The sequence below is a fragment of the Arthrobacter sp. MDT2-16 genome, from assembly GCF_054510925.1.
Genome location: NZ_JBTNDP010000001.1, coordinates 487,383 through 509,769, shown reverse-complemented (window position 1 = coordinate 509,769; position 22,387 = coordinate 487,383). Strand labels below are relative to the sequence as shown.

Here is a 22,387-nt window from a genome sequence, read left to right as displayed (position 1 = left end):
CGCCCTATCGCCGGTGTGGACCAGCGCCGGCGGCGGCGTCGAGTCGGCTGATCGCGAGCTGCGCGTAGAGGGCCGCGCCGTCGGGGAGGACGCTGTCGTCGAAGACGGCGTACGGCGAGTGGTTGAAGGGTGCCGTGACCGGATCGACGCCCGGGGTCACCGCCGAGAGGAAGACGAAACTGCCGGGCACGGCCTCGAGGATGCGGGAGAAGTCCTCGGACCCGCTCAGTGGCCGGGGCATGGTGAGGTACCGGTCGGTCCCGAGCAGTGCGCCGACCTGCGCCTCGGCGTGTGCCGTCTCGTCGGTGTCGGTGACGGTGACGGGGTACTCGTGGACGTACTCGACGTCCGCCTCGAGCCCGTGGGCGGCTACGAGGTGCCGCACCAGGCGGGGGACCGCCTCCGCCATCCTGTCCCTGTTCACTGCCGAGAACGTGCGGACGGTCGCCTCGATCCGCGCCGTCTCCGGGATGATGTTGCGCTGCGTGCCTGCGCGCAGCACCCCGACGGACAGCACCACGGGGTCGAACATGTCGAACTGCCGGGTGATCACGACCTGCAGCTGCGTGACGATCTCCGCGGCCACCGTCACCGGGTCCTTGGCGGAGTGCGGCGAGGACCCGTGCCCGCCCGCGCCCCGGACCGTGATCGTCAACCCGTCCGACGCCGACATCAGAGGCCCGGACCGGCTGGTGAATACCCCGGTGGGTATGAGCGAGGACACCACGTGCAGGCCGTAGGCGGCGTCGGGCCTCCTGCCTGCGGCATCCAGGACGCCCTCGCGGATCATGACGCCGGCGCCGTCGTGCCCCTCCTCGCCGGGCTGGAACATGAGCACGACATCGCCCGCCAGCTGCTCCCGGCGCTCGGCGAGGAGCGTGGCGGCCCCGGAGAGCATGGCGGTGTGCAGGTCGTGGCCGCAGGCGTGCATCACGCCGGCGACCTCGGAGGAGTAGGGGACGCCGGCGGCCTCCTGGACCGGCAGGGCATCCATGTCGCCGCGGAGGAGCACCACGGGAGCCTCGCCCGCCGGCGTGGCGCCGCCGCGCAGGACGGCGGTGACCGAGGTGGTGTCCGTTCCCAGGGTGATCTCGTAGGGGAGCCCGTCGAGGGCCGCCAGCACCTTCTCCTGGGTGCGCGGCAGCTGCAGGCCCAGCTCCGGCTCCCGGTGCAGGCGGTGCCGCAGGTCGGTGATGTCACCCGCGAGTGAGCGGGCATCCTCGAGCAGGGTGGCTGGGGACGAAGTCATGGGGGTTCCTCCTGGTACGGTACCGGCGCTGGTGGTCCCACCCTCGCAGATGCGCCGGGCCGGGGCGAGACCCCGGAGCCCGGTTCCCGTGGTGCCGGGGCGCGCCGTCTCCGCCGATGCGGGCCAGGAGCGTCACTGCTGGTAAACTGGGGATACTTGCCTGCGCAGGGCGGATCGGTTCCGCCAGTGAGATGCGCAGCCTGCGTCGCTAGAACGCATTCTTTTGTCCCGCATCCAGCTTCCGAGACCGGAAGCGCGGTGGACACTGTCTGACTTTTCTTCGGCGAACCCCCGCACCGCCCGGTGCCGGGAAGATGAGAAGAAAGTTCGTGTACTTTCCATGACTACTTTTGCTGCCCTCGGTGTGCCCAAAGCGCTGGTCGAGAACCTCGCCGCGCAGGGGATCGCCGAACCGTTCCCCATCCAGGTGAAGTCCCTTCCGGACTCCCTCGCAGGACGTGACGTCCTCGGCCGCGGCCGCACCGGCTCGGGTAAGACCCTCGCCTTCGCGCTGCCCATGGTCGCCCGCCTCGCCGAGCAGGAAGCGGCCTACCGGCGCAAGCCGGGACGCCCCCTGGCCCTCGTGCTCGCCCCGACCCGCGAGCTCGCGACACAGATCAACGCCACCGTCGAGCCGCTCGCGAACCAGCTCGGACTCAACACCACCGTGATCTACGGCGGTGTGTCCCAGCAGCGCCAGGAGAAGGCGCTGCGTGCCGGCGTCGACATCGTCATCGCCTGCCCCGGGCGTCTCGAGGACCTGATGCGCCAGAAGCTCATCACGCTCGAGTCCGTGGAGATCACCATCCTGGACGAGGCCGATCACATGGCCGACCTCGGCTTCCTGCCCGTCGTGAAGAAGCTGCTCGACACCACCCCCGCCGACGGTCAGCGCCTGCTGTTCTCGGCCACGCTCGACAACGGTGTGGACAAGGTGGTCAACCGCTACATGACCAACCCCGTCACCCACTCGGTCGACGACCCCCAGGCCGCGGTCACCTCCATGGAGCACCACGTGCTGATGATCGGCGACCAGACGCAGAAGAAGCAGCTCATCGTGCAGCTCGCCTCCGGCAGCGGACGCCGCCTGCTCTTCATGCGCACCAAGCACCACGCCCGCAAGCTGGCGAAGACCCTGACGGATGCCGGCATCCCCGCCGTCGACCTGCACGGCAACCTCTCCCAGAACGCCCGGGACAGGAACCTGGCCGAGTTCTCCTCCGGTGACGTCCGCGTCCTGGTCGCCACCGACGTCGCAGCCCGTGGCGTGCACGTGGACGACGTCGAGCTCGTGGTCCACGTGGACCCGCCCACGGAGCACAAGGCGTACCTGCACCGCTCGGGCCGCACGGCCCGCGCCGGATCCTCGGGAACGGTCGTCACGATCACCCTGCCCGAGCAGAAGTCCGAGGTGCAGAAGCTGATGAAGGCCGCCGGGGTCGACGTCGCGTTCGAGACCGTCAAGGCGACCTCGCCGCTCGTGCTGTCCCTGACCGGCGACGTCGCGGACAAGATCGATCCCCGCACCCGTGCCGCACTGCTCGCCACCCGTGAGGCGACACGCGGCGAGGGCACCTCCACCGGTGCCAACGCCGAGCGCAAGCGCGCCCGCCGTGGCGCGGCGGCTCCGACCGCCGGAGGCCGTGGAGGACGCGGTGGACGCGGCCGCGTCTCCGCCGAACCGCAGTCCGCGCAGGGCAACCGCGCCGACCGCCGCAAGGACCAGCCGCAGGCACCGCGCTTCGGGTCGGATGCCGGTGCTGCCGCGAAGACCGGCGGACGCCGACGGGCCGATGAGCCCCGTACGGCCTCGGAGACGTCGACGCGCAGCCGCCGACCCGCCTCGGGCCAGCGCGTCGGCGACGCCGTCCGCCGCACGGCCGCGGGAGCCCCGGCGGCCGGCGGCCAGCGCAGCCACGCGCCGTCGTCCGCTCCCCGGACCGAGGGCGCCCGTCGCGCCCCCGGCTCCCGCAGGGCGAGCGCCCCGGCGTCGAACGACCGTCGCCCGCGCTAGCACGACCCGTTGCAGCACAAGGGAAAGGCCCCCTGCCCGTCCGGGTAGGGGGCCTTTCCCCGTCCTGATGGGTGCGGCGTCGTCGAGTGTGCGGAACAATGGCGGCATGAGCGCACTCCTGAACATCATCTGGCTTCTGTTCGGCGGCATCTGGCTCGCCCTCGGGTATTTCCTGGCAGGCATCGTCTGCTGCCTGCTGATCGTCACGATCCCGTTCGGGGTCGCCTCGTTCAGGATCGGCCTGTACGCGCTGTGGCCCTTCGGTCAGACGGTGGTGAACCGGGGTGGGCCGGCGAACGGCTTCACCGCCGTGGGCAATGTCATCTGGCTGCTCGTCGCCGGTATCTGGATCGCCATCGGCCACGTGCTGACGGCCATCCCGATGTTCGCGAGCATCATCGGGATCCCCCTGGGCATTGCGAACCTCAAGCTCATCCCGGTGTCGCTGGCCCCGCTCGGCAAGGTGATCGTCCCGTCGTCGGGGACATACCTGCCCACCTACCGCTAGGCACCCCGCCGGGTCGGCCGCCCGCCTCCAGGCGGAGTGCCCGGCCCGGCGGTCGCGCTGCCGGTCAGCCGCCCGCGTCGAGCCGGGGCGCCCGGGGTGGCGCGACGCGCTGCCGGTCAGCCGCCCGCGTCGAGCCGGGGCGCCCGGGGTGGCGCGACGCGCCGGGAGGCGCCGGTGCGCTCGAAGGCCGCCGCGAGTCGGAGCAGCCTCGTATCGGAGTACGCGGGCCCCGCGAAGGTCAGGCCGACCGGCATCCGCAGGTCCTCCAGCAGTCCCATCGGGACGGTGACCGTCGGGATCCCCAGGTGCCGTGGGACGAGGTTCCCGTTGGAGACCCAGACGCCGTTGCGCCAGGCGGCATCGGCCGACGCCGGGTCGCGGTCGCTGTCCGCGGGTCCTATGTCGGCGGCCGCCGGGAAGACCACCGCATCGAGGCCGTGCCGCTCCATCCACTCGTCGAGGTCCACCCTCCGTGTCTCCTCGAGCCCCCGCAGTCCCTCCGCCAGGTGCGGGATGTCCGCCAGCCCGCTGATGCCGTGCTCGCGGATGTGCGCCGGGTATCCTGTGATGTCGTCGTCGAAGCCGGAATAGCGGTCCGGGAGGGCACCGTCCGGGCGGGGGAAGATCGTCGAGCCGTCGACGTCGGCGAGGCTGGAGAGCGTCGGATCGCCGTTGGCCTGCAGGAAGTCGTGCCATGCCCAGGAGGAGAGGTCCGTGATCTCCCGGTGCAGGAAGTCCCGGCTGACGAGACCGCGGGTGGAGACGGTCGGCGCTCCCGGGCGGTCGCCCTCGTAGTGGGAGACCACGGGGAAGTCGACGTCCACCACCTCCGCGCCCGCGTCCTCGAGGTCGCGGCGGGCCGCCTCCCAGAGTGCGATGACCGACGGTCGGGTGATGATGCGCTGACCGGTCGGTCCGCCGACGCCGGGCGCCTCGGCCGTCCCGGCGTCGGGATCGGCGTTGATGTACATGCGGGGGACACCGAAGCGTCTGCCGGCCAGCACCCCGCCCGCCGCGGCCGCGGTGTCCGGGTGGAGGGCGGTGTAGGAGGCAGGCCGGAGCGCCGACGCCGGCGGGATGGGGAGCCAGGGCTGCACCCTCCAGAAGTCCCCGCGCGTCACGGGGTCGTCCGCGACGATGACGTCGAGGACCTCGAGGAGGTCCGCCATGGTCCGGGCGTGCGGGACGACGACGTCCATGGTGGGGACGAGGGGCCAGTTGCCGCGCACGGAGATGACTCCGCGGGACGGCGTGTACGCGCACAGTCCGTTGTTGGAGGCAGGCGCCCGGCCCGAGGACCAGGTCTCCTCGGCGAGGCCGAAGGCGGCGAAACTCGCGGCCGTCGCGGTCCCCGACCCGTTCGAGGACCCCGAGGCGAAGGCCGCGGTCAGGTAGTCGGCGTTGTAGGGGCTCTCGGCCCTGCCGTACAGTCCGCGCTGCATGCCCCCGTTGGCCATGGGCGGCATGTTGGTCAGGCCGATCAGGACCGCCCCGGCGGCGCGCAGGCGCTCGATGGTGAAGGCGTCCTGCCGGGCGACCAGCTCCTTGAAGGCGGGCGACCCGGCCGCGACGGTGAGGCCCCTCACCTTGTAGCTGTCCTTGGCGGTGTAGGGGATGCCGTCGAGCGGGCCCAGCGCCCTCCCCTCGGCGCGACGGCGGTCCGAAGCCCGCGCCTCGTCCAGTGCGTCGGGGTTCATCACGACGACGGAGTTCAGCCGGGGGCCGCCCCGGTCGAACGCCTCGATGCGGCGGAGGTAGCCGGTGACCAGTTCCTCGCTGGTCGCCGTGCCCGTCCGCAGCGCCTCCCTCAGCTCCGCGATGGTCGTTTCCACGACGTCGAAGCCCATCAGACAGCACCGCCCGTGCGGCGCGGGGCCGGCTGCTGCTGCGTGATGCAGTGGATGCCGCCGCCGAAGGCGAAGATGTCCCGGGCGTCGACGAGTTCGACGGTCCGGTCCGGGTACGCCTCCTGCAGGATCTCCGCCGCCACGGCGTCGTTGGGGTCGTCGAAGGCGCACAGCACCACGACGTCGTCGGCGACGTAGTGGTTGATATAGGACCAGTCGACGATGCCGTCGTCGTCGTGGGTGACGGTCGGGGCGGGCACCTCGATGATGGGCAGCGGGCGGCCGTCGGCGTCGATGGCGGACCCGAGTACGGCCCTGATCTCGCGGGTGACCTCATGGTCGGGGTGGCCGGGATCGTCCTGCCGGTGCAGGAGGACGGATCCCGAGGGTGTGAAGGCGGCGACGATGTCCACGTGGCCCCTCGTGCCGAACTCCCCGTAGTCCCGCGTCAGGCCGCGGGGGAGCCAGACGGCGTGGCGGGTGCCGAGCCGGGCGTGGATCTCGGCCTCGACGGATTCCTTCGTCGCCCCGGGGTTCCGGCCCGGGTCGAGCTGGACCGTCTCCGTCAGCAGGACGGTGCCGCGCCCGTCGACATGGAAGCCGCCGCCCTCGTTGACCAGTCCGCTGCGGAGGATCGGCGTTCCTGCCAGGCCCGCCACCGCACGTCCCACGTGCCGGTCCCTGGACCAGTCCGCCCAGTGCTGGGCACCCCACCCGTTGAACACCCAGTCGACGGCGGCGATCGCGCCGTCGGGACCGTGGACGAACGTGGGTCCGGAGTCGCGGAGCCACGCGTCGTCGAGGGGCACCTCGGAGACCGTGATCCCGGAGCCCAGCATGCCGTGCGCCATCGCGGAATCGGCGGGATCGGCCAGGACGGTCACCGGTTCGTACCGTCGGATCGTCCGCGCGACCTGCACCCAGGCCCGCCGCGCCCGGGCGAGCGTGTCGCTGCCGGCGGGACCGAAGGTGTCATTGGCCGGCGGGAAGGCCATCCACGTGCGGTCGTGGGCCTCCCACTCCGCGGGCATCCGCCGGCCCCCCGCGGCCATCGCGCGATCGGGGCCCGCCTCGGCCGGAAGGGTGGACGTGCTGTCGCGGTGTCGGTGGTTCACTGGGATCTTTCCGGGATGAAGGGGATGAAGGGGATCTCGGGACGGAGCCGGCGGACTGCCGGCGGCGTCAGTCGGGGAGGACGAGCGACGAGTCGCGGGTGAGGGTCCGGCCGCGGAAGAAATCGGGGTCCCTCCGCTGGACCACGAGCATCACGAGGGCACCGGCCACGAGGATGCCGATGCCGATGACGAAGACGAGTCCCACGCCGAAGAGTTCCGAGCCGCTGCCGAAGGCCGGGTCCCAGCTGTCCACGGCGGTCTGGAGGAAGACGACGATCAGCCCGATCCCGCCGAGGAGGGGCGCGCACAGCCGGTACACGACGTTCCGGACGCTGCTGAACAGCGAGGCCCTGAAGTACCAGACGCAGGCCAGTGCGGTCAGCCCGTAGTAGAAGCAGATCATGAGGCCGAGCGCCTGGATGGTGTCGTTGAGGACGTTCTCGCTGATGATGCGCATCAGGACGTAGAAGGCGGCCGAGACGACGCCGGCGAAGACCGTCGCATAGACCGGCGAGTTGAAGCGCGTGCTGACCCTGGCGAAGCGGGACGGCAGCGCCCGGTAGTAGCCCATGGCGAGAAGCGTGCGGGCGGGTGACACGAACGTGGACTGCAGCGATGCCCCGCAGCTGGAGAGGACGGCCAGTGACAGGAGGATCGCGAACGGGCCCATCACGGGGGCTGCGAGGGAGGTGAACACGTTCTCGGAGTTCTCCGGGTTGTTCAGCCCGATCCCGGTGTCTCCTGTGCCGGCGAACAGAACGGTCGCGATCGACCCGAGGAGGTAGATCACCAGGATGGCGACCGCCGCGACGGTCGCGGCCAGGCCCGAGGTCCGGCGGCCGTTGGTGGCCTCCTCGCTCACGGTGAGGCAGACGTCCCAGCCCCAGAACGCGAAGATGGAGAGCGACAGGCCGGCGGCGAAGGCGGAGAAGCTCTCGATCCCGAAGGGGTTGAACCACTCCCAGCTGAAGGCGAGGCCGGAGGCGTTCCCGGCGGCGATCCGCGCGAACGCCTGGACGGTGTACCAGGTGAGGACGAGCAGCTGGAAGCCGACGAGGACGTACTGCACCGTGCGCGTGGTGCGGATGCCCCGGCAGGACACCCATACCGCCGCGGCCATGAAGACCAGGCACGTGATGATGTTGACGGCCTTGTTCGAGGTCAGGTCCGCGATCGAGGCGTCCCCGCCGAGTTGTCCGAGGAACAGGTAGAAGAAGTCCACGGCCACGCCGGCCAGGTTGGACAGGACGATGATGTTCGCCGCGAGCAGGCCCCAGCCGCCCATCCATCCGATGAAGGGGCCGAAGGCCTTGGTGACCCACGTGAAGGTGGTCCCGCTGTCGGGGGAGTCGGCGTTGAGCTCCTTGTAGGCGAGGGCGACGAGGAACATGGGGATGAACCCGACGAGGAAGATGGCGGGGAGATGGACGCCGACCTCCGCGACCGTGAGTCCCAGGGTGCTGGTCAGGACGTAGGCGGGCGCGATCGTCGAGATGCCGATGACGACGATGGCGAGCAGCCCGAGCTGGCCGCGGGCGAGGCCCTTCGGCGATGTCCCCGTCCCCAGGGGGTGGGCACCGGGGGTCGTGGTCTGGCTGGGCGCGGTGTCGGACACGATGGCAGGCCTTCTTCAGCAGGGTGGACGCGCCTCGTCGTCGAGGTCGTCCGCCGGACGGGGAGGGCCGGAACGGGGTCCGGCCGTAGGCGGGGCGTGACCCACACCTCAAAATGAATGGCATTCATTTACTCGGACCACTGTAGGGGGCGCCATCGGCTTTGGGAAGGGGTCGGGATCGCGGGATCGACCCCGATGCACGGGAAGGGCCGCCACCGCCGGAGCGGTGACGGCCCTTCCCGATGCGTGGATCTAGGACTTGCCGACGGCGGAGGACCCGCCGGAGCCGTTCGATCCGGCCTTGTCAGCGTTCTTCAGCAGGTCGCCGAGCAGCGCGATGATGTCCAGTCCCGTGGTGTCCTTCACCATCTGCGTGGTCTGGTGCACGCCGCTCGAGACGTTCTTGCTGAGCTGGCTCGCGCCGTCGTTGGAGACCACGGTCATCGTGTCGATGGCCGCCATGGGCGCGGCGATCTCGCGCGCCATCGCGGGGAGGACCTCGAGGACCTTGGACAGGATGGCGGCCTGGTTGAACTTCTCGTAGGCCTCCGCCTGGGCTGCGATGCCTGCTGCCTCGGCCTTGCCGCGGGCCTCGGCGGATCCGGCCTCGGCCTCGCCGCGTGAGGCGATGACGGCGGCGTCGGCGCGGCCCCGGGCCTCGTTGATGGATGCCTCCGCGGTGCCGCGTGCGGTGTTCGCCGCAGCGTCCGCCTCGGCCGCCACGCGGTCGCCCTCGGCGACGAGCTTGCGGCGCGCGAGGTCGACGCGCGCCTCGATCTCGCTGGCCTCCGAGGCGCGACGGCGCTCCTCGAGCTTCGCGTCGGCCTGCTGGATGAGGCGGTACTTCTCGGCGTCGGCAGGCTTGCGCACCTCGGTGTCGAGCTCGCGTTCGCGGAGCTCGGCACGGCGCTGGGCCACCTGCTGCTCGCGCATGATGACCTGCTCCTGCTGCTCGGCCTGGGCCAGCGGGCCGGAGGCGTCGGCGCGTGCCTGGCGGGCATCGGCCTCCTCCTTCAGCTCAGCGCGCCGGATGATCAGCTGCTGCTGCGCGAGGGCCACCTGCTCGTCGGACAGGGCACGGGCCTGCTCGGACTCCTGCATGGAGCGGGCCTCGGCGATCTTGGCGTTGCGTTCGGCGAGGGCGGCCTCGGGCCGGCCGAGGTTCTTCAGGTAGCCGGAGTCGTCGTCCACGGACTGGATCTGGAAGGTGTCGATCTCCAGGCCCTGGTTGTGCATGGAATGCTCCGCCTCCTCCTTCACGCTCTTGGCGAAGGTTGCACGGTCCCGGATGATCGACTCGACAGTCAGGGTGCCCACGATGGAGCGCAGCGACCCCGAGAGGGTCTCCTGCGTGTAGTGGTCGATGGCGTCCTGCTGGTTGAGGAAGCGCTGGGCCGCCTTGCGGACGGCGTCGGCGTCGCCGCCCACCTTCACCTGGGCCACGCCCGTCAGGTGGAGCTTGATGCCGTTCTTGGAGATGCCCTCGATGCGCAGGGAGACCTGGCGTGACGCCAGCGACAGCGGGTACGCCCGCTGCGAGAACGGGTTGATGAAGATCCGCCCGAACACGACGCGCTGGCTGTCCGGATCCGGCTGGCCCTTGCTGTCCTTGGACGAGATGATGAGCGCCTGGTCGGGGCTGGCGATGTGCAGCGCCATGCGGGCGAGCACGATGGCGGCGACGATGAGAACGAGGAGAACCACCGCGCCGATGATGAGCGGGATGAACGTGAGATCCACTGCGACCCTTTCAACGGTCTTCGAATTGCCCCCGGCGCACCCTGGGCGCCGGGGATGATCAAGCTACTGCCCTGTGCTGATCCGACCCCCATGTCGTCGAAGTGGACAGCCCGCCTGTCCGGCGGGCGCTGGCTGTCAGGCGGCGCCGGAGAGGAACGCCCGCATGAGGGGGCCGCCGGAGGTGGACCCGAGTTCGCCCTCCTCGACGAAGACGGCGACGGCGAGATCTCCCTGCAGGGCGACCACCCAGGCGTGGGTGCGCGGGGGCGTCTCGCTGCCGAACTCCGCCGTGCCCGTCTTGGCCAGGACGGGTGCGCCGGGGACGTCCCCGAGCAGCTGCGCGCCGCCCTGTGCGACGACGGCGGCCATGAGCGTCTTGAGCGTGGCGGATTCGTCGGCGGTGAAGGCGCTGGGAGCGGGCTCCTCGGTCGGTTCGGCGGTCGACGTCGCACCGGTGGGTGCCGCGGTCGCCGCTGCGCTCTCCGATCCGGGATCCAGGTCGGTGGACTCGCCGGGCGCGAGCAGCGTCGGCGTGACGCGTTCGCCCGCGCCGACGGACGCGGCCATGGTGGCGAGCGCGAGGGGCGAGACGAGGACCTCCCCCTGGCCGATCATGGACGCGGCGTGCGCCGTGCCCTCGGCCTCCGAAGGCACGGACCCGAAGAACGCCGGCGTGCCGATGCGCGCTCCGACGCCGATCCCGAGGTCGGCCGCGGCGGCTGCGAGGTCGGCCTGCGTGATGCGGTCCCGCGCCGCGATGAACCCCGTGTTGCAGGACTGGGCGAAGGTCTCGAGGAGCGGGATGGTGCCGAGGAACTGGGCGGGATACGTGCCGGCGTTGTTGAACCTCCGGCCGTCCACCGTCACCTCCTCCGTGCACTCGGTCGGCGAGTCCGGGGTGAAGCCCTTCCGCAGGAGTGCGAGGCTCGTGGCCACCTTGAAGGTGGACCCGGGCGGGTACTGGCCGAGCAGCGCCGTCTGCAGCCCCTCGCTGCCCGGACCGTTGGCCGCCGCGAGGATCTCGCCCGTGCTGGGGCGGAGGGCCACGATGGACGACGCCGAGGGTTCGTCCGCCAGCACCTGCTCGCCGAGGCTCTGGAGGCGGGGATCGAGCGTGGTCGCGAGATCGGTGCCGTCCACGGCGGGCCTGGTGAACAGGCGCTGCGTGGGTGTCGCCGGGTCCTCTACCGACGTCGCGTTGACCTCGAGGCCGGGCGTCCCGGCGAGCTTGGCGTTGTGCTGCAGTTGCAGGCCTCCGAGGCCGGTGACGTCCCCGGCCCGGACGGCGCCGTCGGACTGCTCCACCAGTTCCTCGGTCGCTTCGCCCACACCGCCGAGCAGCTCCCGGGCGAAGGTGCGGGTCGGGGCCAGTTCGAGGGTGTCGGCCTGGCGGAGGGCGCCCGGGACGGCGTCGATCTGGGCGTCGGTCACGGTGCGGGTGGCGTCGTCGCGCAGGACGAGGGCGACGACGAAGGCCTCCGCGCCCGCACTCGTGACCTGCTGCTCGTAGTCGGCGGGGTCCAGCTCGAGCAACGCTGCGAGGGCCCGCGCGGAGGCGGCCTGCTGGTCCTCGGGCACGCGCGTCTTGTCGATGCCGACGCGGAGGACGGGCCGCTGGGTGACGATCACCTCGCCGTCCGCGCCGGTGATGTCCCCGCGGTCGCCGGGCAGGCTGGTGAGCGTCAGCTTCTCCTGCGGCAGCAGGTTCGGGACGAACACCGCCGGGTCCCAGGCGGCCTGCCAGACGTCCTCGACGCGCGTGAGGTCCGCCGTCGTGCTGTAGGTCCAGTCGGAGTCCGTGGCGTCGAGGTCCCACACGTAGTCCAGGGTCGCCCTCGCGGTGTCCTCTCCCGTCTCCTCCACACCGGACACCGAGACCTTCGGCGCCCCGGGCGCGAAGCCCTCGGTGATCGCGGCGAGCTCCGCGGTGACCGTGGCGGGTTCGCCGGTGGTGAAGGAGGACCGGCCGACGTCGAGCTGCGCCAGGCCCTCGGCGAGCGTGCGGGCCGCGTCCTCGGCGGTCGGCCGGTTGTCCGTGCAGGCCGCGAGGCCGAGGGCGAGGGCGGCGGTGGTCAGGACGGCCGTGGCGCGGTCAAGTTTCCCCATACGGCTCATTATGTCCGAGGCGGCTGCCGCCGCCGGTGTATCACCCCCGTCGGGGCGTCGCGCTGATGGCAGCCACGGGAATAGGCGGACTCCTGCCAAAGTTGAGTCGAGTACACTCAATGTGACCGCACCACCCGTGCCAGAACGGAAAGGAACCGCGCGTGGACACCAACTTCACCACCAAGAGCCGTGAGGTGCTCTCGGCCGCCTCCATGAACGCCTCCACGGCGGGCAATGCCCAGATCGAGACCCCGCACTTCCTCAAGGCCCTCCTCGACCAGCGCGAGGGCATCGCCGTCGCGCTCCTCCGGGCCGCAGGTGCGGACCCCGATTCCGTGAGCGTGCAGGCGAGCGCTGCGATCAAGGCGCTGCCGTCGTCGTCGGGCTCCTCGGTGGCGCAGCCGCAGTTCTCCCGCGGCGCCCTGCAGGCGGTCAACGCCGCGAAGGAGGAGGCCGAGACCCTGGGCGACCAGTTCGTCTCCACCGAGCACCTCCTGCTGGCACTCGCGGCCGACGGCGGGACGGCCGGCGGCATCCTGCGGTCCGCCGGGCTCACCCGTGAGGCGCTCGCCGCAGCGCTGCCCGGCGTGCGCGGGGACCGGCGCGTGACCACGCCCGACCCGGAGAACACCTTCCAGGCCCTGGAGAAGTTCGGCGTGGACCTCACCGAGGTGGCGCGCAGCGGCAAGCTCGATCCCGTGATCGGACGCGACGCCGAGATCCGCCGCGTGGTGCAGGTGCTCAGCCGCCGCACGAAGAACAACCCCGTACTGATCGGCGAACCCGGTGTGGGCAAGACCGCCGTGGTCGAGGGCCTGGCCCAGCGCATGGTGGCCGGGGACGTCCCGGAGTCGCTCCGGGGGAAGTCCCTCATCAGCCTCGATCTCGGCTCCATGATCGCGGGCGCCAAGTACCGCGGCGAGTTCGAGGAGCGGCTGAAGGCCGTCCTCGAGGAGATCCGCTCCTCCAACGGCCAGGTGGTCACCTTCATCGACGAGCTCCACACCGTGGTGGGAGCAGGCGCGTCGGAGGGGTCGATGGACGCCGGCAACATGCTCAAGCCCATGCTGGCGCGCGGTGAGCTGCGGCTCATCGGCGCGACGACGCTGGACGAGTACCGCGAGAACGTCGAGAAGGACCCTGCGCTGGAGCGCCGGTTCCAGCAGGTGTACGTGGGGGAGCCGTCCGTGACGGACACGATCGGCATCCTGCGCGGCCTCAAGCAGCGGTACGAGGCGCACCACAAGGTGTCCATCGCCGACTCCGCGCTCGTCGCCGCCGCCACGCTGTCCCACCGGTACATCCCGGGCCGGCAGCTCCCGGACAAGGCGATCGACCTCGTCGACGAGGCCGCCTCCCGCCTGCGCATGGAGATCGACTCCGCCCCGGTGGAGATCGACGAGCTGCGCCGGTCCCTCGAACGGATGAACATGGAGGAGATGGCGCTCTCCCGCGAGAAGGACGAGGCGTCCCTGGAACGGCTGCAGGCCCTGCGCGCGGAGATGGCCGACCGGCAGGAGGAGCTCGACGGGCTCAACGCTCGCTGGGAGGCCGAGAAGGCGGGACTGAACCGCGTGGGTGACCTGAAGGCCTCCCTGGACGACCTGCGCTCCCATGCCGACCGCGCCCAGCGCGAGGGCGACCTCGAGACCGCGTCCCGCATCCTCTACGGAGAGATCCCCCAGGTGGAGCGGGAGCTGCGGGAGGCCCAGGCCGCCGAGGAGCAGACCGCCAGCGGGCCCGAGCTGATGGTGGCGGAGGAGGTCAGCGCGAACGACATCGCCGAGGTCATCTCGGCCTGGACAGGCATCCCCGCCGGGCGCATGCTCCAGGGCGAGAGCGAGAAGCTGCTCTCCATGGAGTCCGTCATCGGCGCGCGCCTGATCGGCCAGCAGGACGCGGTGTCCGCGGTGTCGGACGCCGTGCGCCGCGCCCGCGCCGGTGTCTCGGATCCCAACCGGCCCACGGGCTCCTTCCTGTTCCTCGGCCCCACGGGCGTGGGCAAGACGGAGCTCGCCAAGGCGCTCGCGGACTTCCTGTTCGACGACGAGCGCGCCATGGTGCGGATCGACATGTCCGAGTACTCGGAGAAGCACGCGGTGGCGCGCCTCGTCGGCGCTCCTCCGGGATACGTGGGCTACGAGGAGGGCGGGCAGCTCACCGAGGCGGTGCGGCGCCGCCCCTACAGCGTGGTGCTGTTCGACGAGGTGGAGAAGGCGCACCCCGAGGTCTTCGACCTGCTGCTGCAGGTGCTCGACGACGGGCGCCTCACCGACGGCCAGGGCCGCACGGTGGACTTCCGCAACGTGATCCTCGTGATGACCTCGAACCTCGGCTCGCAGTTCCTCGTGGACCCGTCCCTCGACGACGCCGCCAAGCGCGCGGCCGTGATGGCCGCCGTCAACGCGAACTTCCGGCCGGAGTTCCTGAACCGGCTCGACGACGTCGTGGTGTTCGATCCGCTGAGCCTGGACGAGCTCTCGCGGATCGTGGACCTGCAGGTCCGGGCGCTCGGGGACCGGCTGCACGACCGGCGGCTCGAGCTCGAGGTCAGCGAGGCCGCCAAGGAGTGGCTGGCCCTCACCGGGTTCGACCCGGCGTACGGCGCGCGCCCCCTCCGGCGGCTCGTGCAGCGCGAGATCGGCGACCGGCTGGCCCGGGGCATCCTCGCCGGTGAGATCGTGGACGGCGACACCGTCCTCGTCGACCGCCCGGAGCCGGACGCTCTCGGGAGCGGCGCGGACACGGAGGGCCTGCTGGTGCACGCGGCGAGGTAGCCCCGGCGTGCTCTCAGCGGGCGAGGAGGCTCCTGCTCACGGTGTCCTCGTCCTCCACGACGGCGAAGCAGTCCACCCGGCGGTCGCCGTCGGCCCACGTCTCCGTGGTCGGGGTGGCGCGCAGCAGGGTCACCTGGAGGTCCTCGGGGAGGGCGGCCGGGTCGATGGCGGCCGACGCGGCGGCGCACGCCGCCTCGGCCCGGAGGCCCAACTGGTCGCGGCCGGGGAACGCGGCGTCGTCGGAATAGTTCTCGCTCGCCACGAGCTGCGCGTTGTGGGGCTCGGCGCAGTCCACCAGGACGGCGTCCTCGGTGATGTCGGTGAACCCCGCGAGGCATTCGCCCGCCGCGAGTGACGACGGGTCGACGCGCTGCTCGTCGTCGGAGCCTCCGAAGAGCGAGAGGAGCAGCCAGGCGAGGAGGCCGAGGAGTACGACGGCGCCGCCGATCACCAGCAGGAGGGGCGCGGTGCTGCTCCGGGAGCGGGTCCGCTCCCGGAGGGCGGGGCCGTCCTCGGCGGCCGGATGCCCCTCGGGTGCCTCGGGGACCCAGGCCGGCCGTGCCGCGGTCGCGCCGACCGCCGTGCCCGCGGCGCTTCCTTCGCCACCGGCGGATCCTGTGTCCCCGGGGCCCGGTCCGCTGCCGGTGTCGCCCGTACCTGCGTCACCTCCGCGGTGTCCCGCGCCGTCGGTGCCGATGAAGGCCGGGTCTGTCCCCGGGTACAGGCCGGGGTGCCGCTCCGGATCACCGGCGGGGCCGCCCCGGGGAGGGGACGCGTGCGCGCCGCCGACCGGGCCCGCGGGGTGGGACCCGCCGCGTGCGGGTCCTGTGTCGGAGGAATCGCCTGCCACGCCGCCCGCGGGAGCAGTCCCCTCGGGGGCGGCCTCGGTGACCGGAGCGCCGACAGGCATCGGCCCGGCGACCAGCGTCCCGGTCTCCTCGGCCTCCGCGGCGACGGCACGTGCTTCGGCGGCGGCGTCGGCGAGGGACGCGGCCTCCGCGGTGTCGGTGCTGATCTGCGCCGGTGCGAGCGCCGGCTCCTCGAGATCGAGGGTGTCGGCCGAGACCGACAGGTGCGGCTCGAGGGTCCCGGGGGAGATGGCGGCGTCGTCGAGGACGACGTCGTCGGGGTCCACCACGTCCGGACCTTCGTGGTCACCGGGGATGTCCGTGCCGGTCACGTCCTCCGACGCGTCGGGCGCGGGGTCGTACCCGGGACCACTCGGTGCGTGCTCCTCGTTGCTCATGGTGGGGCGCTGTCTCCTCGCTCACTGGTGCTCCACGACCGGTACGCTCCGGCGTGGCTTGAACTCTATCCAAGAACGCTCCGGGGAGGGCCACCTGCCGGCGCATACGTTCCGCGGGCCGGACCCGCCATCGCCCGGCTGCCCGCGGGCCGCCGACCGGAACCGGGCTCGGGTGCCGGGGAAAGCATGTAACCTATACTTACGACATTTTGACCAAATACTCCGGGGCCTCGCTGCAGCCTTGGGCCTCGTGCCCCAGTGACCACCTCCGGATCGACGCACAAAGGGGGTCACGCCATGGGGCGCGGCCGTCAAAAGGCAAAAGCTACCAAGCAGGCCCGGGACATGAAGTACTTCAGCCCGGCCACTGATTATTCGGCACTGCAGCGAGAGCTCACAGGCCCGGGTAGTCGTGCTTCCACCCGACGTACCGAACCCGTCGAGCCGGTTGAGCCGGACTACTCGGCGTACGAGGACAAGTACGCCGACGAGGTCGACGACGACGGCGAGGAGACCGGGTCCCGCCGCACCGGCTGACCTTCGATCCGCTGACCCTCAGTGCACTGCACGGCGCATCATCCAGCAGGGACGATGCGCCGTTCCGTGTGCCCGGAAACGGGCGGGAGCTCACGAGGGTGAGGCGAGCAGGGGTCTGAACGCCAGCTCCGCCGCGCCGACCAGCAGGAGCTCCGGACCGAGTGCCGCGCGGCGCACCTCCACGCCGCCCGCGAGCGACGCCGCGTTCACGGCGTCGCCGAGCTGATCGCCGCGGGAGCCGACGAGAGCTCCGAGGAAGCCGCCCAGGACGATCAGCCGCGGGTCGAAGACGTTGGTGAAATCGGTCAGGGCGACGGTCAGCAGGTCCAGCTGGCGTTCCGCCTCGGCACGGACGGCGGCCCCCGGATCGTCGGACAGTACCCGCTCGAGGGCCTCGACGCCGCCCCCGTCCTCGCCCGCGGCGTCGAGCAGCCGTTCCAGGCGCACCTCGGCGTCGAGGCAGCCGGAGCGGCCGCAGTGGCACGGCGCCCCGCCGGGGCTGACCAGCGTGTGGCCCAGCTCCCCGCCATAGCCGCGGCTGCCCACGAGCTGCATCCCGCCGGTCACGATCCCGCCGCCGATGCCGCTCGCGCTGCCGTTCAGGTACAGGGCGTCGTCCACCCCGAGGGCTGCACCGAAGATGCTCTCCGCGAGGGAGCCGAGCGAGGCGTCGTTGGCGGCGGCGGTAGGGAGCTCCAGCGCGCGGCTGAACGGACCGGTGAGGTCGGCGTCGCGCCAGCCGAGGTGGGGCGCCACCAGCACCCTGCCCGTTCCGGTGTTGACGAGACCGGGCAGGGCGATGCCGACGCCGAGCATCCGGTCGAGACCGGACAGGACGGGCTGGAGATCGGCCACGGCGTCACGGGTGAGTGCGACGGCGTCCTCGAGCGAGGGGATGCCGCCGGTCGTGCGGCGGACCCGATGCAGGACACGGCCGCCCAGCCCGACGACACCGACGGTCACCGCGTCGATGTCGGGGTTGACGGCGAGCACGGCCACGCCGGGGTTCGCCTGCACGATGGGACTCGGACGCCCCACCCGGCCCCCGACGGACGGTTCCGTCTCCTGCACGAGGTCCCTCTCCACGAGCACCTGCACGAGGGCGCCGACGGTGGAGCGGTTGAAGCCGCTGCGCCGGGTCAGCTCGGAGCGCGAGAGCGGCCCGTGGCGGTGCACCATGGTCAGGATCTGGGACAGGTTCTGCGCACGAAGGCCTTCGGTGCCGTTCGCGACGCCGGCTGATGACCGCACGGCCCGGGTCCTCCTTCGTGATGCAGGAGCCCTCTGTGCGCCTGGTCGGATTGCCATCGTATCGGGGACGCGGACGGCCTCGACTCAGGCCCGCTGCCCGATCGCGCTGTCGACCCGCGTGACGCCCGACGGTGCGGCGGTGCTCTGGCGCACCACGAGGCTCGTCGCCAGGTCGAGCCGCAGGTTGTCGGGGCGATCCCCGTCGCGCAGTCGCAGGACCATGCGCGTGGCCTCCTCCGCCATCTGGATGAGCGGCTGGTGGACCGTGGTCAGCGCGGGGCTCGACCACTGCGCCACGGGCAGGTCGTCGTAGCCCACGATGGAGAGTTCCTCGGGGACCCGGAGTCCGATCTGGCGGGCGGCGTCGAGCACGCCCAGCGCCTGCAGGTCGCTGCCGGCGAAGATCGCGGTAGGGGGATGGGGGCCGCGCAGCAGGGAGAAGGCGTGGTCGCGTCCGCCGTCCACGTGGAAGTCGCCGAACCTGATGAACGACGGGTCGATGGGCAGGGACGCCATGTTCATGGCCGAGCGGTAGCCGTCGATCCGCGCGAGGGAGCACATCATGTCCTCCGGTCCGCTGATCGCCGCGATGCGCGTGTGGCCGAGGTCGATCAGGTGCCGCGTGGCCATCATCCCGCCCGACCAGTTGGCGGAGCCCACCGAGGGTACGTCGGGGGACGGGTCGCCGGCCGGGTCGATGATCACGAACGGGATGGAACGGGCGTCCAGCTTGGCGCGGAAGTCCTGGGGCAGTTCCGAGAACACGAGGACCACGCCGGCGGGCCGCCGCGACATGACGCCCTCGATCCACGCCGGACCGGGTGCGTGCCGCGAGCCGGTCTCCGTGAGGACGACGCTCAGGCCGTGGTTGCGGGCCACGTTCTCCACCCCACGGATGAGCTCGAGCGCCCAGGCACTCTCCAGTTCGTGGAACACGAGTTCCACGAGTCCTGCCTTGGCGGTGGAGACCTTCCGCCGCCGGTAGCCGTGCTCCTCGAGGAGCTCCTCAACTTTCGCCCGGGTTTTCGGCGACACGTCGGTGCGACCGTTGAGAACCTTGGAGATGGTGGAGAGGGAGACCCCTGCCTTGGTGGCGAGCTGGGCGAGGGTTACGCGCGGTTCGTCCGCCGGAATCGACATGAGCCATAGCTTACCCCCGCGCATCGGCGGGGCACGGGACACCGTTCGTCGCAGAATGTGACCCGTTGCACAGCTGGCCTTGCACTTCCGGAGGAGCGCTACATACACTCGACCCATTACAACACTTTCGATCTTACGGTCGAAACTTTCGAGAGGCGTTCAACGATGAACAACCGAACCTGGATGTCCCGCAGTCTCGCGGGCACCGCGGTCATGATGCTCGGCCTGACCCTCGCCGGATGCGGAGGAGGAGGCGGCGACGCATCGAGCCGACCCGAGAACGAACTGCACGTGGCCGTCTACGGTGACGCGAGCAACAAGGTCGAGGAGGCGATGGTCGCCAAGTTCAACGAGACGTCGGACGTGAAGGTCGTGCTCGACACGATCCCCGGTGCCGACTACCAGACCAAGCTGCAGACCATCATCGACACCGATTCCGCCCCCGACGTCTTCTTCAACTGGGGCGGTGGAAGCATCGCGAACTTCGTGAAGGCCGACCTGCTGCTGCCCCTCGACGACTTCATCGAGGAGGACCCGCAGCTCAAGGACGCATTCCTGCCCTCGGTCTTCGAGACCGCGCAAATCGACGGCAAGAGCTACGGCGTCCCCATGCGCGGCACCCAGCCCGTGATGCTCTTCAACAACTCCGAGGTGCTGAAGCAGGCCGGCATCGACGCGCCTCCCGCCACCTGGGACGAACTGCTGGAGGACGTCGAGAAGCTGAAGGCGGCCGGTGTGACCCCGATCGCGCTCGGCGGCGCCGACCAGTGGCCCACCCAGATGTGGTTCCAGTACGTGTTCGACCGCGTGGCAGGGGAGGGTTTGTTCCAGGCCGCGCTCGACGGCGACACCGAGGTGTGGGATTCCGAGGAGAGCCGCGAGGCGCTCGGCAAGCTGCGCGAACTCATCGACGCCGGCGCCTTCGGCACCAACTTCGACTCCGTCAAGTTCACCGACGGCGGTTCGCCCACCCTGCTCTCCAGCGGCCGGGCGGGCTTCGAGCTCATGGGTTCCTGGGCCTACGCGACCCACCTCGATGCCAACCCCGAGTTCGCGGAGAACGTGCTCAGCTACAGCGAGTTCCCGGAGATCGAGGGTGGCGAGGGCGACCCCCACAACCTCGCGGGCAACACGAACAACTTCTACTCGGTCCACAAGGACACGCGGTACCCCGAAGAGGCCGCCGAGTTCCTGAAGCTCATGTACTCCGACGAGTTCGTGCAGGAGCAGATCGCCATCGGCAACCTGCCCACCACCACCAACACGGAGGAGTTCCTCGATGAGGCCTCCAACCCCGAGTACGCGAAGTACCAGTTCGACCTCGTGAAGAACGCGCCCCACTTCCAGCTCTCCTGGGACCAGGCGTACCCCCCGGAGGCGACCGTCACCATCCACACGGCCGTGTCCCAGTTCTTCAGCGGCCAGATCGATGAAGACGGCTTCATCAAGGCCATGCAGAGCCTGTAGGACCACGTCATGACAACGCTTGCAACCCGCAGGCAGGCAGGGCCGGGCGGCTCCACCGCGAGCCGCCCGGCCCGCCCGGGCACCTCCTCCGTGGGGCGCCCCGGCTTCGCCTGGGCCCTGCCCGCCACCATCTTCTTCGCGCTCTTCGCGCTCGTGCCGCTGGCCGCTGTCGCCGTTCTGTCCTTCACCTCGTGGAGCGGCCTCGGTGACCCGGAGTTCGTGGGGCTCGAGAACTGGGAGACGCTCATCGCCGACCCCGTGATGCTCAAGAGCCTCTGGCTCAGCCTGCTGTTCATCGTCCTCGGCGTGGTCACGCAGACACCGCTGAGCATCCTGCTCGGCGTCTGGGCTGCCGGCCACCAGCGCAACCGCGCCGTGCTCAGCGCCATCTACTTCATCCCGCTGCTGCTGTCCTCGGCCGCCATCTCCGTGCTGTGGCGGGCCCTGCTCGATCCGAACTTCGGCCTCCCGGGGCAGCTGCCCTGGCTCTTCGGTGACGGCAACCTGCTCGGCACGCAGGCCGGGGCGATCGGCGTCCTCATCTTCGTCGGCATGTGGCAGTTCACGCCCTTCCACACCCTCATCTACCAGGGTGCCGCCAAGGGCATCCCGCCCGTGCTGTACCAGGCGGCGTCGATCGACGGCGCGGGCATGATGCGCCAGTTCTTCTCGATCACCCTGCCGCAGCTCCGCAACACCGCCATCACCTCGATCATCCTGATGGTGGTCGGTGGCCTGACGACCTTCGAGACCGTGCTCATCCTGACCAACGGCGGCCCCGGTACCGACACCACCATCACCGCCTTCTACATGTACCAGGAGGCGTTCCAGAGCTTCGACTTCGGTGTCGGCAGCGCGATCGCCCTCGTGCTCGTCGTCGTCGCGACCCTCATCTCCCTCGTGGTGGTCAAGGTGTCCGGCTACGACAAGATGAACAGCTCGCTGGAAGGCCTCTGATGAAGACACGCCCCAACTATTTCGCCGGTATCGGCTCGTTCATCTGGCTGCTGATCGTCGCCATCCCGCTGTACGTGATGCTCTCGGGCACCTTCCAGACACGTGAGGAGTTCGGGGACAACGGTCCGCTGTCCTTCCCGACGAGCTTCACGCTGCAGAACTACGCGGACGCGATCACGAGCGGCTTCGGCCGGTACTTCCTCAATACGGTCGTGGTGACCGTCGGCGTGGTCGCCATCGTCCTCCTGCTCGTGCCGCCGCTCAGCTACGCGATCGTGCGCAGCCGGAGCCGGGCGGCGTCCTTCGTGTTCCGCTTCTTCCTCCTGGGCCTCGCCATCCCCGCGCAGGCCGTGATCGTGCCGGTGTTCTACCTGATCAACGCCGTGGGTCTGTACGACAACCTGCTCGGCATCATCCTGCCCACCGCCGCGTTCGCGCTGCCGATCTGCACCCTGATCCTGAGCGGGACCATGCGCGACATCACCGGCGAGCTGTACGAGGCGATGGCCATGGACGGCGCGAGTCCGGCCCGGGCGTTCTTCCGGCTGGTGCTGCCCCTGTCCAAGGGCGGGATCTCCACGATCGCCGTCTTCTCCGCCCTGCAGGCGTGGAACGGGTTCCTGTTCCCCCTGATCCTCACCCAGTCCGAGAGCACCCGCGTGGTGACCCTCGGCCTGTTCAACTTCCAGACGCAGTACGGCATCAACATCCCGGGGCTGCTCGCCGCGGTGACGCTCTCGATGGTGCCCGTCCTGCTCGTCTACCTCTTCGCGCGACGCGCGCTTGTCCAGGGCCTCATGGGCGCTGGCGGAAAGTGA

The 22,387-nt window shown here is 70.8% G+C and carries 16 protein-coding genes; 7 read left to right on the top strand and 9 right to left on the bottom strand.

The window, feature by feature from the left end; translation table 11 throughout:
- Window positions 1-4: 4 nt before the first annotated feature.
- Complete coding sequence (locus ACX80N_RS02445) at window positions 5-1,249, bottom strand: M20 metallopeptidase family protein (protein ID WP_459338149.1); 1,245 nt, start codon at window positions 1,247-1,249, stop codon at window positions 5-7.
- A gap of 340 nt (window positions 1,250-1,589) precedes the next feature.
- Between ACX80N_RS02445 and ACX80N_RS02440 the strand changes: the two genes are divergently transcribed.
- On the top strand, window positions 1,590-3,263 hold the full coding sequence (locus ACX80N_RS02440; RefSeq protein WP_459338148.1) for a DEAD/DEAH box helicase: 1,674 nt from the start codon (window positions 1,590-1,592) through the stop codon (window positions 3,261-3,263).
- A gap of 106 nt (window positions 3,264-3,369) precedes the next feature.
- On the top strand, window positions 3,370-3,771 hold the full coding sequence (locus ACX80N_RS02435; protein WP_105031681.1) for a YccF domain-containing protein: 402 nt from the start codon (window positions 3,370-3,372) through the stop codon (window positions 3,769-3,771).
- A gap of 116 nt (window positions 3,772-3,887) precedes the next feature.
- Here ACX80N_RS02435 and ACX80N_RS02430 read toward each other — a convergent pair whose 3' ends face one another.
- The 5 genes from ACX80N_RS02430 to ACX80N_RS02410 form a co-directional block, all read right to left on the bottom strand.
- Window positions 3,888-5,618 carry an amidase gene (locus tag ACX80N_RS02430; RefSeq protein WP_459338147.1) on the bottom strand — a complete coding sequence of 577 codons (1,731 nt, stop codon included), beginning with the start codon at window positions 5,616-5,618 and terminating at the stop codon, window positions 3,888-3,890.
- Window positions 5,618-6,670 carry an agmatine deiminase family protein gene (locus ACX80N_RS02425; protein ID WP_459338465.1) on the bottom strand — a complete coding sequence of 351 codons (1,053 nt, stop codon included), beginning with the start codon at window positions 6,668-6,670 and terminating at the stop codon, window positions 5,618-5,620. The genes ACX80N_RS02430 and ACX80N_RS02425 overlap by 1 nt, the downstream gene beginning before the upstream one ends.
- 130 nt (window positions 6,671-6,800) lie before the next feature.
- Window positions 6,801-8,348: an APC family permease gene (locus ACX80N_RS02420; protein WP_459338146.1), complete on the bottom strand. Its 1,548-nt coding sequence runs from the start codon at window positions 8,346-8,348 to the stop codon at window positions 6,801-6,803.
- Window positions 8,349-8,600: 252 nt separating this feature from the next.
- The gene (locus ACX80N_RS02415) at window positions 8,601-10,088 is read right to left on the bottom strand and encodes a flotillin family protein (protein WP_105033198.1); all 1,488 of its coding nucleotides are present in this window, start codon (window positions 10,086-10,088) and stop codon (window positions 8,601-8,603) included.
- A gap of 135 nt (window positions 10,089-10,223) precedes the next feature.
- A complete protein-coding gene (locus ACX80N_RS02410) occupies window positions 10,224-12,194 on the bottom strand; it encodes a penicillin-binding transpeptidase domain-containing protein (RefSeq protein ID WP_459338145.1) in 1,971 nt (656 codons plus the stop codon).
- 161 nt (window positions 12,195-12,355) lie between these two features.
- On the opposite strand from ACX80N_RS02410, the gene clpB reads away from it, so the two are divergent.
- The gene (gene clpB / locus ACX80N_RS02405; protein ID WP_105033196.1) at window positions 12,356-14,971 is read left to right on the top strand and encodes an ATP-dependent chaperone ClpB; all 2,616 of its coding nucleotides are present in this window, start codon (window positions 12,356-12,358) and stop codon (window positions 14,969-14,971) included.
- Between the two features lie 13 nt (window positions 14,972-14,984).
- On the opposite strand, the gene ACX80N_RS02400 is transcribed toward clpB, so the two are convergent.
- A complete protein-coding gene (locus ACX80N_RS02400; RefSeq protein ID WP_459338144.1) occupies window positions 14,985-16,217 on the bottom strand; it encodes a septum formation family protein in 1,233 nt (410 codons plus the stop codon).
- Between the two features lie 297 nt (window positions 16,218-16,514).
- Here ACX80N_RS02400 and ACX80N_RS02395 point away from each other — a divergent pair, with 297 nt between their 5' ends.
- Window positions 16,515-16,754 carry a DUF3073 domain-containing protein gene (locus tag ACX80N_RS02395; protein ID WP_105033194.1) on the top strand — a complete coding sequence of 80 codons (240 nt, stop codon included), beginning with the start codon at window positions 16,515-16,517 and terminating at the stop codon, window positions 16,752-16,754.
- Between the two features lie 90 nt (window positions 16,755-16,844).
- Here the strand turns inward: ACX80N_RS02395 and ACX80N_RS02390 are convergent, their stop codons facing one another.
- Complete coding sequence (locus ACX80N_RS02390; protein WP_459338143.1) at window positions 16,845-18,005, bottom strand: ROK family transcriptional regulator; 1,161 nt, start codon at window positions 18,003-18,005, stop codon at window positions 16,845-16,847.
- 84 nt (window positions 18,006-18,089) lie between these two features.
- Window positions 18,090-19,145 (bottom strand): LacI family DNA-binding transcriptional regulator, encoded by a 1,056-nt coding sequence (locus tag ACX80N_RS02385; RefSeq protein WP_459338142.1) that lies wholly within the window; start codon window positions 19,143-19,145, stop codon window positions 18,090-18,092.
- A 165-nt stretch (window positions 19,146-19,310) separates the two neighbouring features.
- Between ACX80N_RS02385 and ACX80N_RS02380 the strand changes: the two genes are divergently transcribed.
- The 3 genes from ACX80N_RS02380 to ACX80N_RS02370 are packed head-to-tail and all read left to right on the top strand — an operon-like array spanning window position 19,311 to window position 22,387.
- Complete coding sequence (locus tag ACX80N_RS02380) at window positions 19,311-20,612, top strand: extracellular solute-binding protein (protein WP_459338141.1); 1,302 nt, start codon at window positions 19,311-19,313, stop codon at window positions 20,610-20,612.
- A 9-nt stretch (window positions 20,613-20,621) separates the two neighbouring features.
- Complete coding sequence (locus ACX80N_RS02375; protein WP_459338140.1) at window positions 20,622-21,569, top strand: carbohydrate ABC transporter permease; 948 nt, start codon at window positions 20,622-20,624, stop codon at window positions 21,567-21,569.
- On the top strand, window positions 21,569-22,387 hold the full coding sequence (locus ACX80N_RS02370) for a carbohydrate ABC transporter permease (protein WP_105033189.1): 819 nt from the start codon (window positions 21,569-21,571) through the stop codon (window positions 22,385-22,387). Before ACX80N_RS02375 ends, ACX80N_RS02370 begins: the two co-directional genes overlap by 1 nt.